The organism is Paenibacillus sp. GL_099_B (assembly GCF_057835695.1).
Genome location: NZ_CM174430.1, coordinates 2,889,958 through 2,905,647 on the forward strand (window position 1 = coordinate 2,889,958; position 15,690 = coordinate 2,905,647).

Sequence of the window (15,690 nt, forward strand, 5' to 3'; positions counted from 1 at the left end):
GACAGGTTAGAGGTGAGACCTTTTTATGTATACGATAATGATTATTGAAGATGATCCAAAGATTGCGGGTCTACTTCAATCCCATATCGAGCGATATGGTGACAGGGCCGTTGCGGTTGAGGATTTTGAGCAAGTCGTCCAGCAGTTCGAACAAATTAAGCCGCATGTCGTGCTGCTGGATATCAACTTGCCGAGTTACGATGGGTTCTATTGGTGTCGCCAAATTCGTTCCATCTCCACATGTCCGATTATTTTCATCTCGGCCCGGAGTGGCAAGATGGATCAGGTCATGGCGCTTGAGAACGGTGCGGACGATTATATTACGAAGCCGTTTGAGCATGAGATTGTCATGGCCAAAATTCGAAGTCAGCTGCGCCGGGTGTATGGCGATTACGCTGCGCGTCATGAAGAGCGCAAGGTAGAACTGGATGGACTAACTGTTTATCTGGAAAGATTGGAGATGGAGCTCGGTGATCGCAAGATACAGCTGACCAAGAAAGAAACCATTTTGCTGGAGACGTTGCTGCGTCGCAGTCCCAAACTGGTTAGCCGTGAAACCATCTTGGAAAAGCTGTGGGACGATTCCTTTGTGGATGATAATACACTTAGCGTGAATGTGACCCGCGTGCGTAAACGATTGACTGAGTTGGGAATTACAGATGCGCTGGAGACGGTAAGAGGTTCAGGTTATCGACTCAACAGTAATTGGAAGGCATCGTCGCCCTCATGAAGTTGTTTATCAAAGAACATATTGTACTGACTTGTTGGGTAATCGTTGTGCTGCTCACTGTGGTTGCGGTCTTCTGGTACGACGGCTATGACCACTGGTTAACGGCCGCGTATGCGGTATCTCTGGGGCTAGTCCTATACGCAGCCTATCTCATTTATCGGTATCTGTCCCATCGCATGTTCTATTCCCGGATGTCCCATCGAATGAATGATCTGAAAGAATTTGTTCCATTGAATGAGCCCGCGCCCTTGCCGCAAGCATTGTCAGAATTGCTGGACTCACAGTACAGTTATTATCATGCGCATCTGCATCGTCTGGAACAGCGTCAACAGGAATACCTGACTTTTATGAATCAATGGGTTCATCAGATGAAGACACCTTTGTCCGTCATTGAACTGACGGTTGAGGATCAGGAGGATGAGGACCCCCGTTTCATCAGCATTCGAGAGGAAGCAGACCAGATGAGACGAGGGCTGGAAACCGTACTGTACATGGCGCGGCTGGAGACATTTGAACAAGATTTCAGTGTGGAGCCAGTATCCCTCAAGGCGGCTGGGGAAGAAGCCATCCATGAACTGAAACGGTTCTTCATTCGCAATCACGTGTATCCCGAGATGAAAATTGATTCTGCGTTAATGGTTCAGTCGGATGCGAAGTGGATTCGGTTTGTCCTCGTACAGCTGTTATCCAATGCCATCAAGTACTCTTCCGGGGGAAACGGGCAAAAGGTAACCATCCAGGCCCATGAATCCACAAGATCCATTATTCTTGAAGTGAAGGATCAGGGAGTGGGTATTCCCAAGTCGGATCTCAACCGAGTGTACCAGCCTTTTTTCACCGGAGAGAATGGGCGTCATTTTAAAGAATCCACGGGGATGGGATTATATATTGTTAAGGATGTCCTGACACGAATGAACCATCGGATTGACCTTACATCCGTTCAGGGAGAAGGAACCACTGTAACCATTACATTTGAAAACTAAATATAAGCGCGTAATACGGAATGATATGAGAAGACGTCTGGTGCCCTGACAGGGATCGGCGTCTTTCTCATTTTCTACATATGAGAAGACGATTGTCGGATAGTGAGACATGTAACCTTACAATAATGTCATGAAGATGAAAGGTTAATCCATAGGAGAATGGTCGAAACTTCGATAGACTGAAGTCAGAAAGTAGAGAACGACCTCGATTTGCGATGAAGTTCAGCCCAACTTAGTTTAATTCAAATTCGAAATCTTAAAGGAGCCATTAACCTATGGAGATATGTTCAGTGAATCAGATTAGCAAAATTTATAAAGGGGTCGTGTCGTACGAAGCCTTGTCAGGTATTGATCTCAGTATTCAGGAGGGTGAATTCGTTGGCATTATGGGTCCATCAGGCAGCGGCAAAACAACGTTGCTGAACATGATTTCAACCATTGACCACCCTACTTCAGGGGAATTGCAGATTGCAGGAAAGAATCCCTTTGAACTGAATCACGATGAACTGGCCTTGTTCAGACGTCGAGAGCTGGGATTTGTATTTCAGTCGTTTAACCTGCTCAACACACTCACGGTAAAAGAAAACATTGTCCTGCCACTTACTCTCGACGGAGTACCTGTTGAGGAGATGAATGAGCGTGTTGGCCGACTCGCAGAGAAGCTCGGCATCGCAGATCTTCTGAACAAACGCACCTATGAAATCTCCGGAGGTCAGGCCCAACGGACAGCAATCGCACGAGCCCTGATCCATTCACCCAAGCTGGTGCTAGCGGATGAGCCTACAGGAAATCTTGATTCGAAGGCGGCACGTGATGTGATGGAGATGCTGGAACGCCGTAACCAGGAAGATCGAGCCACCATGCTGCTGGTTACTCATGATGCTGTTGCGGCAAGTTATTGCAGCCGTGTTGTATTTATTAAGGATGGAAGACTGTACAACGAAATTCATTATGGAGATAACCGATCGACGTTCTATCAGCGGATCATCAACGTGTTATCCCTGATGGGAGGCTCGGGACATGAATTTTCGCCAGTTCGCCATTAATAATGTCGTTCGGAACAAACGAATTTACTTGGCCCATTTTCTGAGCAGTACGTTTTCGGTCATGATCTTTTTTACGTATGCGCTGCTCTTATTTCACCCGGATCTGAAGGATGGACTGAAGGGTTCAAGTGGGACAGTGACCATGCTTGCGAATCAGGGATTTTTAATTGCTGAGATCATTATTTTCATCTTTTCGTTTCTGTTTCTGCTCTATTCCGTAGGTTCATTTCTCAAGACGCGTAAAAAAGAATTCGGCATATTTCAAATCATTGGCATGACACGTAAACAGATGAACCGACTGTTATTCATGGAAAACTTGTGCATTGGACTCGCCGCCATTGTGGCAGGTGTTGGATTAGGAATGATCTTTGCCAAGCTGATCCTGTTGATCTGCGGTTCGATGCTGGCGGTGGAAGAAAGTCTCCGATTCTATTTTCCATTAAAAGCAATCGCACTTACTGTCGGAGCATTTCTGCTGCTGTTTGTTGTGATTGCGCTCAGCTCATCTCTGCTGATGCGAAAAGGGTCATTGATTGACCTTGTAAAATCAGAGGAAAAACCAAAACCCGAGCCAAAGGCTTCTCGTCTTTTAGCACTTCTCTCCGTCATACTCATTGGGGGTGGATATGCGGGTGTATTTGCCTTTGTATGGATCACATACTCTTTCCCTTTGCTGCTTGGTAGTGTTGTTTTGGTTATTGCAGGCACGTATTTGTTATTCACCCAACTTAGTGTGTATGCCATTCGGGCGCTCAAAGGCAATATGCGTTTGTTTTTCCGCAAAACGAATTTGCTGTTTCTGTCCGAACTTACCTATCGAATGAAAGATAATGCGGTCATGTTTTTTATGGTAAGTGTGATCTCGGCTTCCGCCTTTACAGGCATTGGTACGATGCTGGCGATCGCTGATCCGGGATTGTCATCCATGACGAATCCATATGCATTTACTTACCAGAATTCATGGGATACCTCCAGTGCAGAACGCCACATCAGGAAGATCGAAGAGACTTTAATTGATAATGAAGTTCCGTATCAGAAAGGAAGTTATATTCCGCTATTTGATGACGAGGGCAACTATATTATCAAACTCAGTGAATATAATCATCTTGCCAAGGCACTTGGTTACAAAGAGCGAACTTTGGAGAACGTCAACGACTCGTTTATGACTCCAGGTAATCTTACGAGCCGCAAGACATTACGTGCTGAAGCTGGGCAGGGTTCAACTCAGAAAAATATCGATATGAGGGTTGGAGAAACAAATAAAAAGATACGTCTAACAACACCTGAGACCGAGATCGTCATCCCGGTTGAATATACAAGGGAAGTGTATGTAGTTTCCAATGAGCTGTACGATAAAATGAATAAGGAATTTAAGAATGAAATCCAAGCGGATGAAAATTTTTATTTCGATAAAAAAACTCAATTTGTTGTGACAGATTGGATGGGAACGCGGAAGTTTGCTCCTGATCTGATCGAATCCATTCAAAATGACTCAGATGGTCAGGGCTACTTCGAGATCAGCGCTCTTGTGCTAGATTGGCTTAATTCCAAACAAACTAATGGTATTATCCTTATTCTGAGCGGATTGATTGGCATTGTCTTTTTCACCTTTGCTGCAAGCTTTACCTACTTCCGGTTATATGCAGATCTGGAACGGGATGAAGAGCAGTACCGCATGATTGGTAAGATGGGACTGAGTCGCCCGGAGCTTCGTAACATCGTAACCAGACAGCTGGTATTAATGTTTTTCCTACCAATAGTGTTGGCCATTATCCACAGTTCCGTTGCATTTGTCGCATTGCAGCAGTTGGTTGATTTCTCTGTTATGGGTTATACTTTGCGCATTTTCCTCGTATTTGCATCCATGCAGATTCTGTTCTTCCTGCTGGTACGCTGGCGCTATCTGCGTCATATGTATGCCAAATTGATCTAATAATAAATCTAATAGAACAGACACCGGACCTTAGGTTCGGTGTCTGTTGACTTTTTCCTCCAAAGCAAAGTACTATTTCAATAGATACAATATGTATCATTTCAGTTAACTTGAGTCTCGAAATGATTAAAAACATTATCACCATTGAGTTTCCTAGCCTTTCTAACTGAGAAGGAGGATTACATTGAGCATAACGATGTCCCGGGGACAAGCTTATCTGCAACGGTTGAACGATGAACGGAATGTATGGCTGGATGGAGAACGTGTTCGCGTAACCGAGCATCCTGCCTTCCGGGGAACCTTGCAAACGATTGAAAGTCTGTTCAATCTGGTGGATGATGCGGACACGAGAGAAACAGTGGCTTATTGGGATGAGCAGACGAATGGATATGTACATCAGGCTTTTCAAATACCCCGCAATGCTCAGGAGATCAGCAACAGGGCGGCAGCCTTTCGATTGTGGTCTGATCGCACCTACGGGGTAATGAGCCGTCTCTCGGATTACGCTCGATCCCGCCTGACTGGATGGTACGCCACACGGGATGCCATGGCTGTATATGACCCGGCATACGGAGGTAAAATAGCTGCCTATTATGAGGAAGCAAAACGTAAGGACGCCTTCCTGACCATTGTGCAGCGGGACCCGCAAATTAATCGTGCTCTGCCTGTCGGGGAAGATGAAGATGCGATGCTTCGAATCATTCGTACCAATACAGAGGGCGTTGTCCTCCGTGGTGCCAAGATGGTGGCAACTGCTGCTCCATATGCGGATGATATCATTGCATATCCGATTCAGCGCATTCCTGGACATCGCCCGGAATTGGCGCATATGGTTATTGTGGCAACAGGCAGTCCAGGATTACATATGGTATGTAGAGAATCTTTTGCAACATCAGATTCAGATACTGCTCATCCGCTCAGTAGTCAGTATGATGAGATGGATGCTGTATTATTTTTTGACGACGTATTCGTACCGTGGGAGCGTGTACTGCTGCACAACAATCCGGAAGCGGTATGGCAGATTCGCTGCAACGTGGCATCCTCCAGTTTGGCTTACCATCAGAGCGTTATTCGGCTGCATTCGAAGCTGGAATTCATTACAGCCATCACGTCTTCTATTGCCAAGGAAATTGGAGTGGATTCCTTCCTGAACGTACAAGAACAGCTTGGGGAGATGGTCAGCCAGATGCATACGATTGAAGGACTCATCATTGCATCTGAGGCACAGGCTACACCGGATGTTCATGGTAACTGGCTACCAGCATTCAAATATATCGAAACAGCCCGTAATCTGGGGACCCGTTATTACCCACGCGCTGTTGAGATTTTGAAGACTATAGCCGCAGGTGGCCTTATTCAGATCCCTTCCGGGAAGCTGGAGCTCGAAGGAAGTATCAGCCCCATGATGAACAAGTACCTTGGAGGCGTAACGATGCAGGCACCAGAGAAGATTCGATTATTCCAGCTCGCTTGGGAGCTGACAGGAAGTCCGCTGGGCGCCAGACATGATCTGTATGAACGTTTCTATGCTGGTGACCCGGTACGCAATCGGGCGAGTCAGTACGTGCAGTATGACAAGGAGCGATTATATGCACGGGTTGAACCCTGGTTACGTAGCAAGTGATGAATGAACTGATAAAAATTTACTTATTTAGCTTTATATTTGAAGCTCTGGCCTGATGCCCGGGCTTTTTATTTAGGTTATCTTTAGAAATGGTTTAGATTGAATTAAGAGACGTAGTATATAGTAGTAACGTATAGACATATGAACAATAGCAAACCGAATGTACGGATACGAATTCGATTGAAAATGAATTTATTGAAATAGGAATGAGAGGATTCGTATGAGATACACACTATTAATTGCAGATGACGAACCCGAAATTGTGGAACTGCTTCAGCTGTACCTCGAGAAGGACTACAACATTGTGACAGCAGTTAATGGAGTAGAAGCGCTAGAGTGTATCCGTTCAACTCAGATTGATCTGGTCATACTGGATATTATGATGCCAGTAATGGATGGACTCCAGTTAATCAAACAAATCAGGTCCACACATCATATGCCTGTTCTGTTCCTATCGGCCAAAAGCCAGGACCATGACAAAATCCTTGGACTCGGATTGGGTGCCGACGACTACATCTCCAAACCTTTCAATCCTTTGGAGATTGTCGCCAGAGTGGAAGCTTTGCTCAGAAGAGTCAATCAATTTGATGCACCTGACGTGCCTGCTGCTAAGGAGTTAAATCTTGTCCTTGGTGAGCTTAGGCTTGATCGATCCCAATGTATCCTTTTTCGCTCGGGTAAACCTGTGACATTGACCTCTACAGAGTACAAAATCGTGGAGCTTCTGCTTGAGCAGCCAGGCCGTGTTTTCACCCGTAAAAAAATATACGAAGCCGTCTGGGGAGATTATTACGCTCACGAGGACAGCACGATAATGGTACATATCAGTAACATTCGGGAAAAGATCGAGCGCGACTCCAGGCAACCGGAATATTTAAAAACGATAAGGGGACTGGGATACAAAATTGAAGCGCCCATGGAAAGCTAGAGAAAAGAGACTATTGCAAACGTCCCTGACACTGGACTTTTTGCTGTTTAACTTCTTTTTGTTGTTACTGGTAGCAATCGTGTACATTATCATTAATCTGGATGTGGTTGATTTCCGCATTTCGGATCAGGTGGTGGATCCTGATCTGAATGTGGAGGCACATGTGTATGTGACAGAACTGGAGAACGAATGGCTGTCCGGTAGTTCCGATGAGGCCAATAATACCGAGATTCAGCGTCTCAAGGACAGTGGGGGATGGATTGAAGTGCTGGATGCGGAGCGGAGGGTCATTCGTTATATCGGGGACAAGCAGGATACGTTCACTCAATACAGTGAAGCTGAGCTATATGCAGGACTCGAAAACCGAAATGAACAGCCGTACTATTACTCCATTAGTCCGCTTTCAACAGAGGGAGCTGCAAAGTACGTTTTGCTGAAGATTCCGCGCGACTTGGTCAGTGTGCGAATTAATGATAATCAACTGATTACCAATTTGAAGCATCCGTTATCGTTTTACATTATGATCGGGATCGGGTTGGTCTTGCTGCTGATATTTGTATACAGCTACTGGGTCGCCCGGCGAATCAAAAAGCCGCTAAGTATTCTCTCTCTAGGTCTTACCCAGATGATCCAGGGGAATTATAGTACGCGTATGTCCATCTCGGCAGAGAGGGAATTTGTCCAGATTGGAGAAACCTTCAATTATATGGCGGACGTCATTGAGAATACATCTGCGGAGAAACGTTATGCCGAAGAGAGCAAACAGCGATTAATTGTGGATCTGTCGCATGATCTCAAGACCCCTATCACGAGTATTCAAGGATACGCCCAGGCTTTGGTGGAAGGTCGAGGGGAAGACAAGGACAGGCAGCAGCGATATCTGGGATATATCTACAACAAGTCCGTTCAGGTTGCGCGCATGATTCAGAATATGCTGGAATTGCTCAAAGTAGATTCACCTGACTTCCGTATGCACATTCAACAACGGGAAATCGGCGAATTTGTACGTGAGATTATGGCCGATACGTATGGTGAGATTGAGCAGAACCATTTTGGCCTGCATGTGCTCGTCCCTGATGAAGAGATCTATGCAAGGTATGATCCGGAGCTGTTGTCCAGAGTGATTCAGAACCTGATTACAAACGCTTTGTCCTACAACCCGCGGGGGACGGAGTTGCGTGTGGAGTTAATCCCACTGGACAACCATGTGGTTATCGAGGTTGCTGATACCGGTGTGGGTATCCCTCAAGAGTTGTGGGCAACCATCTTTGATCCATTTGTTCGCGGAGATGAGGCTCGTACGGGAACCGGGGGTACGGGGCTTGGACTGGCAATTGCGCGGCGGAACACCGAGAAAATGGGTGGACGATTGACGCTTTCCCGACGTGGACGGGAGACGACGGTGTTCACTATACAGATTCCGAAATAAAGAACCGACATAAAGGATAAGGTTGACATAAACATTCTGTCATTCTGATCACATTTGCAAAATGCTTATATAGAAAAGGTTAAGTGGAGGGGAAACTTTTTGTTCAAAGTAAATTCGTTTGTACGTTTCAGTATTGCACTGGCACTGATACTGATTAATATCTTTCTGTTATCACGTGTCAGCTTTATTTTCCAACCGCTTGTTACCATGCTTACGGTGATTACCGTGCCGATGATGTTGTCCGTATTCTTTTATTATCTGCTGCGGCCACTCGTCAATTACATGGAAAAAAAGAAGCTGAATCGCACACTTAGCATATTGCTGATCTATCTGGTGTTTGGTATACTGTTCGCCCTGTTTATTATAGGACTATGGCCTTCATTACGCGAGCAGTTGATCAACCTGGTAGAAAACGCGCCAAATCTGATCAATTCACTGAGTTTGCAGCTTAAAGAGCTGGAGCAGAACGGTGTCATTACGGCTTTGTTCCCGGAAGGATCGACCCCATTTTCGCAGATTACGGATTACATTAACAAAGGCTTCACCTTTGTAACGAACTATGTGAGTGGATTCTTCTCACTCATATCAAGCTTTGCGATTGTTCTGTTTACTTTCCCGATCATTTTGTTCTACATGTTGAAGCAGGGAGAGAAATTCGGACGAAAGCTGGTGCACATTGCACCAAAACGTTTCCAAAAAGACAGTCGAGACGTGGTACTTGAGATCGATCAGGCGTTAAGCGGCTTTATTGTTGGACGAGTTCTCGTGAATCTGGCACTGGGCGTGCTAATGTATATCGGTTTCCTGATCATTGGTCTCCCGTATGCACTGCTGTTAACCGTGATTGCGGTCATTATGAACTTTGTTCCATTTATCGGGGCGATCCTGTCTTCCGTTCCTATTGTCATTATGGGACTGGTGGTATCCCCTTCGGTTGCGATCTGGTCACTCATTATTATTCTGGTAGCGCAGCAAATTCAGGATAATCTGGTTGCACCGTATGTATTCGGCAAAAAACTCGATATTCACCCGCTTACCACCATTATATTGGTGCTGGGTGCAGGGGATCTGGGCGGCATTATTGCCATTCTGATTATCATCCCTGTTTACATGATCGTTAAAATTATTTTGGTGCGAATCTATCAGTTATTCTTCAAGGACAAATGGCAGAATGCTTAAACATTTATAAATGATATAGAAGGAGTGGAAATCATGTCTGAAATCATCCCACAACCATACACTGAACCTGAGTATATTGAGCCACAATCTGTTCAAATGGGCGCCATTCATATTTCCAACGATGTAGTATCCAAAATTGTCGGCATGGCCGCTCAGACTACAGAGGGAATATCCTCCATGTCTGTTGGTCTTACCGAAGGAATCGCCAAGAGTATCAGCGGAAAGAGCTTGCAAAAAGGGATTGACGTTGCGATAAAAGATGACCAGGCATCTATCCAACTGCGAATCAATGTTCAATTTGGCAAAAAGATGCATGAAGTCTGTCAGGAACTTCAACATAATGTGCAGCAAGCTGTCGAGCAATTAACAGGCATTATGGTGAATGAAATTAAAGTTCAAGTGGTAGGCGTGACTATGCAGGAGCAAGTTTAAAGCAGAACGAGTAGAACGAACGAATGGAATTCAGTCATAAGCAGGTAGTGATATCCTGTGTAAAAATACAAAAACAGCACTTTCCCATTAGCTGCATAAATGGGAAGGTGCTGTTTTGTGTTTGCGATAATACGTAGGGGCTTCGCCCATAACTTTTTTGAACATTTTAGAGAAAAGCAGCTGGTCGGCATATCCAACGGAACGGGAGATATCCCCAATGGTCAAAGCCGGGTCCAGCGTCAGCTCAGCCGCCCTGCGCATGCGGTAATTGACCAGATAAGACTGAATGCTGGTGCCCATCTTGTCTTTGAAGAGAGAACACAAGTAACTGCGCTGCAAGCCAACATGAGACGCAATGGACTGTACGGTTATGGTATTGGCGTAATTAATCTCAATGAAATCCATCACCTGAGTGACATAGGTTTCTTTCGTATAGTCCTGGAGCGGAATAGGTCTGTCCTCACCAGCTCGATCAATCAAAATGGAGAAAAACTGAAAGAGCAATCCCGTCATGCTGATCTCCCATCCCTTATGGGTGTTGCGAGAGCTAATCATGCGGTGCAGACAGGAGCGCATCTCGTCATCGTCATTGCCCATCTCAAAGATCGGATGGTGCTCAGACAGGCAAGCCTGCTGTAATAACGAAGGGCAGGTGCTTCCTTGGAAAGCAACCCAGCTATACTCCCACGGATCATCCTGATCTGCTTCATAATGAACGACAGAATGGGGGACGATGAGGAATCCCTGGCCTTTACGCAGCGTAACCTTTTTGCCTCCGACTTCGAAGGTACCTTTGCCGTCCAAAATGTAATGGATTTTGTAATAATCCCGCATGGCCGGGCCGAAATGGTGACCGGGTGCGCAAGCTTCTGTGCCGTAATGAAGGAGCTGCAGCTCCTGAAAGTGATTGTTTTTGCACATATACGTAATCAAGGCTATTCACTCCTGTTATGAGGTCGTTATACCTTGCATTTTAACATATAAAAGGTGAAAAGGGATCGTTTTATAAATATCATTTGATGAAGATACCAATCATTTTTCCATATCGTTGTAGTGAAATGCCATATCGTTTTACATGGAAAGTGTCTAAGATGAAAGGGTATTCAATAACTTTTACAGGAAAAGAGAGATTAACGATGCCTTATACTGCGAGTGAACAACGATACAGTGAAATGAAGTATGCCCGCTCCGGCAAAACCGGAATTAAGCTGCCGCAAATAGCACTAGGCTTATGGCAGAACTTCGGTGGAAACCGCGCCCTGGATATTCAGGAAGAGATGATTCTGCGCGCATTCGATCTGGGGGTTAACCATTTCGACTTGGCCAACAACTATGGACCACCTCCAGGATCAGCCGAAGAGAATTTTGGTGTCATTCTCAAAAAACATCTGCGTCCTTACCGCGACGAACTGCTCATCTCCACCAAGGCAGGTTATCATATGTGGAACGGTCCATACGGCGAATGGGGTTCCCGCAAAAACCTCATTGCCAGTCTGGACCAAAGTCTGAGCCGGATGGGACTGGATTACGTAGATATTTTCTATCATCACCGTCCAGATCCGGAAACACCGCTCGAAGAAACGATGACTGCGCTGGATCATATCGTTAGACAGGGTAAAGCTCTGTATGTAGGCTTGTCCAACTATGATGCTGAACAGACCAAAGAAGCAGTTACTATTTTGCGTCGTCTCGGAACACCTTGTCTGGTTCACCAGCCAAATTATTCGATGCTGAATCGCTGGATTGAGGATGGATTGCAGGATGTGCTGGATGAGCACGGCGTAGGATCAATTGCATTCTGTCCGCTTGGCCGCGGTCAGTTGACGAATAAGTATGTGGACAAGATCAAGGAAGAGCGCGCTAATCCAACAGGCAATCTGAGAAAAGAAGCCTATACGGACGAACGGATCGCCAAGTTCGAAGCACTTCAGGCGGTTGCCGAACGTAGAGGTCAAACGATCTCCCAGTTGGCGCTGAACTGGATTTTGCGTAGCAACCGAGTTACTTCTGCTCTGATCGGCGCAAGCCGTGTGTCCCAGATCGAAGAAAACATAGCCGCACTTCAGGCACCAGACCTGACGACGGAAGAGCTGAGTGAAGTTGAAAGCATCTTGGATGGCATCGGGAACTACGCTTGGTAAGATTGAACGCAGAGAAACGACTCTGGAAATTCAGAGTCATGTCTACAATGATTAAATCAATCTATATGTTATAGATATGTTGGGATAACTAAGGTGTCTTCCTGTAGTCGGGAGGACACTTTTTTTGTCTTACTTCTCTTCTTTATATGTAGAGATAAACCTTTTAGAGCTTCGTCTTAATTGACCTATGTTTATTTTTTTTCTTAAACTATTTCATATCATAGCACCAGGTCCTAGGATTTAGGGTATAATATATAGATGCTATACATTTGAAATATGAAGGAGAGGCTCCATTTGAATTTTCAACAGTGGATTTCGCCTGAAACCTATAACCTGACATCCGAGATGGAGAATCACCCGTCGGATCGGGTTGCACTTAGATGGCTGAGCGATCATAAAGAATTGGAAGAGATCACTTATGGTGAGTTATTGAAGCAGGCAAATCGTCTTGCTGGAGGCTTGCGTGATCTTGGTTTGGAGAAGGGCGACCGGGTGCTGGTCATGGTACCACGCCGAATTATTGCCTATGTCATATACATTGCCTGCCTGAAACTGGGCATTGCTGTTATTCCTTCTTCCGAAATGCTGCGTGCGAAAGATCTGGAGTATCGTCTTCGGCATTCCGAGGCCCGGGCTGTCATTGTCTGGTCCGAGACGACTGCTGAAGTTGAAAAGATAAATGCAGATCTGCCAGCATTGGCACATCGCATCGTTGCATCACCAAATGGTGATGATAGCGTACCTGGAGAAGGCTGGGTCAATGTACACCAGTTAATGCAAGGCCAATCCGATACGATGGCTGCAGTGGAAACACATCGTGACGATATGGCTATTCTCGCATATACCTCCGGTACGACTGGCAATCCAAAAGGCGTAGTACATAGTCATGGTTGGGGGTATGCCCATCTGCGGATCGCTTCATCGTTATGGCTGGATATTCAGCCTTCGGATACGGTATGGGCAACGGCTGCACCTGGGTGGCAAAAATGGATCTGGAGTCCGTTTCTGTCCGTGCTTGGAAGAGGGGCGACTGGACTGGTTTATAATGGATCATTCCAACCCAAACGTTATCTGGAACTGTTGCAGGAGCATCAGATCAACGTCTTGTGCTGTACGCCGACGGAATATCGGTTAATGGCCAAAACAGACGATCTGGGTCACCATGATCTGTCCGCACTGCGCAGCGCCGTGTCTGCTGGTGAGCCATTGAATCAGGAAGTAATTGAAATTTTCCAGCGTCACTTTGACCTGACGATCCGGGACGGATATGGACAAACCGAGAGCACGCTGCTGATCGGCAGTTTAAAGGAGGCTCCCGTACGAATCGGTTCTATGGGGCAGTCCATTACACCAGGCCTCATTGAGATCATCAATGAAGAGGGACAACCTGTACCTGCAGGTGAGGTAGGAGATATTGCGGTGCATAAGGATATGCCAGCCTTGTTCCGTGCTTATTATCAGGATGAGGGACGGAAGGAAGCGAATCAGCGTGGGGATTATTTTGTAACAGGTGACCGCGCACGTAAAGACGAAGAAGGCTACTTCTGGTTTGAAGGCCGCAGTGACGATATCATCATCAGCTCAGGTTACACGATTGGACCGTTCGAGGTGGAAGAAGCGTTGATGAAACACGCCAGCGTGAAGGAATGCGCCGTTGTTGCAAGTCCCGATGAGATCCGTGGTAACGTAGTGAAAGCATTTGTAGTACTGAGAGACGAGTCTCTCGCATCACCAGAACTGGCGCGTGAACTACAAAACCATGTGAAGGAATGGACAGCACCCTACAAATATCCACGCAAAATCGAGTTTGTAGCTGATCTGCCGAAAACAAACTCCGGAAAAATCCGCCGGATCGAGCTGCGTGAGCAAGAAAAACGCAAGGTTTAAATAATTTTGCAGCAATAGTCATTCAAATATGAATCAGGAGTGAACACAACCATGAGTAATTTTGAACAAACCTTTGAAAAATCGTTGGAACAATACGCAGAGCTGGTTGTCAAAGTCGGCGTAAATATTCAGAAAGGACAGGATCTGCTCGTAACGGCACCCATCGAAACATTGGAATTCACCCGTCTGATCGTGCAAAAAGCGTATGCGGCTGGCGCCAAGTATGTACAGGTTGATTTTGATGACGACGATATTACACGCAGTCGTTTTGAACATGGCTCCAATGACAGCTTCGATTATTACCCGGCCTGGAAGGCGGAAATGATGGAGAAGTTTGCCGAAGCAGGTGGCGCTACTCTCACGATCAAAGTACCTGACCCTGAATTGTACAAAGGCATCAATTCCGACAACGTTTCGCGTGCAACCAAAGCGGCGGCTCATGCACGTCGCGGATATTCGAAATATACGCGTAACCACGAAATTAGCTGGTGTCTGATCAAAGCGCCAACCAAGGCGTGGGCAAACAAAGTGTTTGCCGATATTCCAGAGGAAGATCGCATTAACGTTATGTGGGAAACCATCTTCAAAATGAACCGTGTCGATGGCGGAGATGCTGTACAGAACTGGAAAAAACATCTGGACACTCTGAATGCCATGAGTGATTTGCTGAACAAGAAAAATTATAAAAGCCTGCACTACCGCGCACCAGGAACCGATTTGAAAATCGAGCTGGTGAACAACCATATCTGGGGTGGCGGCGGTGGAGAAAACAAGCAAGGTGTGTATACCGTTGCGAACATGCCGACAGAAGAAGTATTTACAATGCCGAAGCGCAGTGGAGTCAACGGATTCGTCAGCAGCACGATGCCGCTGAACCTGAATGGACAACTTGTAGACCAGATGAGAATTACGTTCAAGGATGGACAGGTCGTTGCTTTTACAGCAGCTTCGGGTGAAGAGCATCTGAAAAACCTGTTTGCCACCGATGAAGGTGCACGTTATCTTGGCGAAGTGGCCTTGGTGCCGCATGATTCCCCAATCTCGAACTTGAATCGTATTTTCTATAATACCGGCATAGATGAGAATGCATCATGCCATCTGGCCGTCGGAAGTGCATATCCTTTCAACATGAAGGATGGTACGACGATGTCTAACGAGGAATTGCTGAAACATGAATGCAACGTCAGTCTGACCCATGTGGACTTTATGATTGGCTCCGCAGAGCTCGACATTGATGGTGAGTTGCAGGATGGTACGGTGGAACCTGTATTCCGCAAGGGAAACTGGGCATTTTAATTGGTGAAAAACGGAAACGGAAATAAGTAATAAACAAAGGCGACTTCAACGTTGAAGTCGCTTTTTTGTTTATGGCATCCAC

Annotated in this window: 13 protein-coding genes; 12 read left to right on the forward strand and 1 reads right to left on the reverse strand. The window is 46.0% G+C overall.

The genetic code is table 11. From position 1 onward, the window contains the following. Positions 1–25 precede the first annotated feature (25 nt). From AC3ITG_RS13505 to AC3ITG_RS13545, 9 genes are all read left to right on the forward strand, one after another. On the forward strand, positions 26–730 hold the full coding sequence (locus AC3ITG_RS13505; protein WP_053782085.1) for a response regulator transcription factor: 705 nt from the start codon (positions 26–28) through the stop codon (positions 728–730). Then, positions 727–1,713, forward strand: coding sequence for a sensor histidine kinase (locus tag AC3ITG_RS13510; protein ID WP_489254020.1), 987 nt, complete (start codon positions 727–729; stop codon positions 1,711–1,713). Before AC3ITG_RS13505 ends, AC3ITG_RS13510 begins: the two co-directional genes overlap by 4 nt. Positions 1,714–1,988: 275 nt before the next feature. Further along, positions 1,989–2,759 carry an ABC transporter ATP-binding protein gene (locus AC3ITG_RS13515; RefSeq protein WP_489254021.1) on the forward strand — a complete coding sequence of 257 codons (771 nt, stop codon included), beginning with the start codon at positions 1,989–1,991 and terminating at the stop codon, positions 2,757–2,759. After that, positions 2,734–4,692 carry an ABC transporter permease gene (locus AC3ITG_RS13520; RefSeq protein ID WP_489254022.1) on the forward strand — a complete coding sequence of 653 codons (1,959 nt, stop codon included), beginning with the start codon at positions 2,734–2,736 and terminating at the stop codon, positions 4,690–4,692. Before AC3ITG_RS13515 ends, AC3ITG_RS13520 begins: the two co-directional genes overlap by 26 nt. Before the next feature lie 196 nt (positions 4,693–4,888). Further along, positions 4,889–6,316 carry a 4-hydroxyphenylacetate 3-hydroxylase family protein gene (locus AC3ITG_RS13525; RefSeq protein WP_489254460.1) on the forward strand — a complete coding sequence of 476 codons (1,428 nt, stop codon included), beginning with the start codon at positions 4,889–4,891 and terminating at the stop codon, positions 6,314–6,316. 220 nt (positions 6,317–6,536) lie between these two features. Continuing rightward, positions 6,537–7,244 carry a response regulator transcription factor gene (locus AC3ITG_RS13530; RefSeq protein WP_063563457.1) on the forward strand — a complete coding sequence of 236 codons (708 nt, stop codon included), beginning with the start codon at positions 6,537–6,539 and terminating at the stop codon, positions 7,242–7,244. After that, positions 7,222–8,673 (forward strand): sensor histidine kinase, encoded by a 1,452-nt coding sequence (locus AC3ITG_RS13535; RefSeq protein ID WP_413378055.1) that lies wholly within the window; start codon positions 7,222–7,224, stop codon positions 8,671–8,673. Before AC3ITG_RS13530 ends, AC3ITG_RS13535 begins: the two co-directional genes overlap by 23 nt. Before the next feature lie 99 nt (positions 8,674–8,772). Then, positions 8,773–9,852: an AI-2E family transporter gene (locus AC3ITG_RS13540; protein WP_413378057.1), complete on the forward strand. Its 1,080-nt coding sequence runs from the start codon at positions 8,773–8,775 to the stop codon at positions 9,850–9,852. A gap of 33 nt (positions 9,853–9,885) precedes the next feature. Then, positions 9,886–10,284, forward strand: a complete 399-nt coding sequence (locus tag AC3ITG_RS13545; RefSeq protein WP_053782092.1) for an Asp23/Gls24 family envelope stress response protein — start codon at positions 9,886–9,888, stop codon at positions 10,282–10,284. Positions 10,285–10,371: 87 nt separating this feature from the next. Here AC3ITG_RS13545 and AC3ITG_RS13550 read toward each other — a convergent pair whose 3' ends face one another. Then, complete coding sequence (locus tag AC3ITG_RS13550; RefSeq protein WP_063563461.1) at positions 10,372–11,217, reverse strand: AraC family transcriptional regulator; 846 nt, start codon at positions 11,215–11,217, stop codon at positions 10,372–10,374. A gap of 203 nt (positions 11,218–11,420) precedes the next feature. Between AC3ITG_RS13550 and AC3ITG_RS13555 the strand changes: the two genes are divergently transcribed. From AC3ITG_RS13555 to AC3ITG_RS13565, 3 genes are all read left to right on the forward strand, one after another. After that, on the forward strand, positions 11,421–12,425 hold the full coding sequence (locus tag AC3ITG_RS13555; RefSeq protein ID WP_489254023.1) for an aldo/keto reductase: 1,005 nt from the start codon (positions 11,421–11,423) through the stop codon (positions 12,423–12,425). Positions 12,426–12,770: 345 nt separating this feature from the next. Continuing rightward, on the forward strand, positions 12,771–14,312 hold the full coding sequence (locus tag AC3ITG_RS13560) for an acetate--CoA ligase (protein ID WP_413379616.1): 1,542 nt from the start codon (positions 12,771–12,773) through the stop codon (positions 14,310–14,312). A gap of 51 nt (positions 14,313–14,363) precedes the next feature. Then, positions 14,364–15,608 carry an aminopeptidase gene (locus AC3ITG_RS13565; protein ID WP_489254024.1) on the forward strand — a complete coding sequence of 415 codons (1,245 nt, stop codon included), beginning with the start codon at positions 14,364–14,366 and terminating at the stop codon, positions 15,606–15,608. The last annotated feature ends 82 nt before the right edge of the window (positions 15,609–15,690 follow it).

What these genes read in the sequence shown, in the direction of transcription:
- AC3ITG_RS13505 (WP_053782085.1), top strand. Translation starts at nt 26, where the DNA reads ATGTATACGATAATGATTATTGAAGATGATCCAAAGATTGCGGGTCTA.
- AC3ITG_RS13565 (WP_489254024.1), top strand. Translation starts at nt 14,364, where the DNA reads ATGAGTAATTTTGAACAAACCTTTGAAAAATCGTTGGAACAATACGCA.
- AC3ITG_RS13510 (WP_489254020.1), top strand. Translation starts at nt 727, where the DNA reads ATGAAGTTGTTTATCAAAGAACATATTGTACTGACTTGTTGGGTAATC.
- AC3ITG_RS13530 (WP_063563457.1), top strand. Translation starts at nt 6,537, where the DNA reads ATGAGATACACACTATTAATTGCAGATGACGAACCCGAAATTGTGGAA.
- AC3ITG_RS13515 (WP_489254021.1), top strand. Translation starts at nt 1,989, where the DNA reads ATGGAGATATGTTCAGTGAATCAGATTAGCAAAATTTATAAAGGGGTC.
- AC3ITG_RS13560 (WP_413379616.1), top strand. Translation starts at nt 12,771, where the DNA reads ATGGAGAATCACCCGTCGGATCGGGTTGCACTTAGATGGCTGAGCGAT.
- AC3ITG_RS13545 (WP_053782092.1), top strand. Translation starts at nt 9,886, where the DNA reads ATGTCTGAAATCATCCCACAACCATACACTGAACCTGAGTATATTGAG.
- AC3ITG_RS13555 (WP_489254023.1), top strand. Translation starts at nt 11,421, where the DNA reads ATGCCTTATACTGCGAGTGAACAACGATACAGTGAAATGAAGTATGCC.
- AC3ITG_RS13520 (WP_489254022.1), top strand. Translation starts at nt 2,734, where the DNA reads ATGAATTTTCGCCAGTTCGCCATTAATAATGTCGTTCGGAACAAACGA.
- AC3ITG_RS13525 (WP_489254460.1), top strand. Translation starts at nt 4,889, where the DNA reads ATGTCCCGGGGACAAGCTTATCTGCAACGGTTGAACGATGAACGGAAT.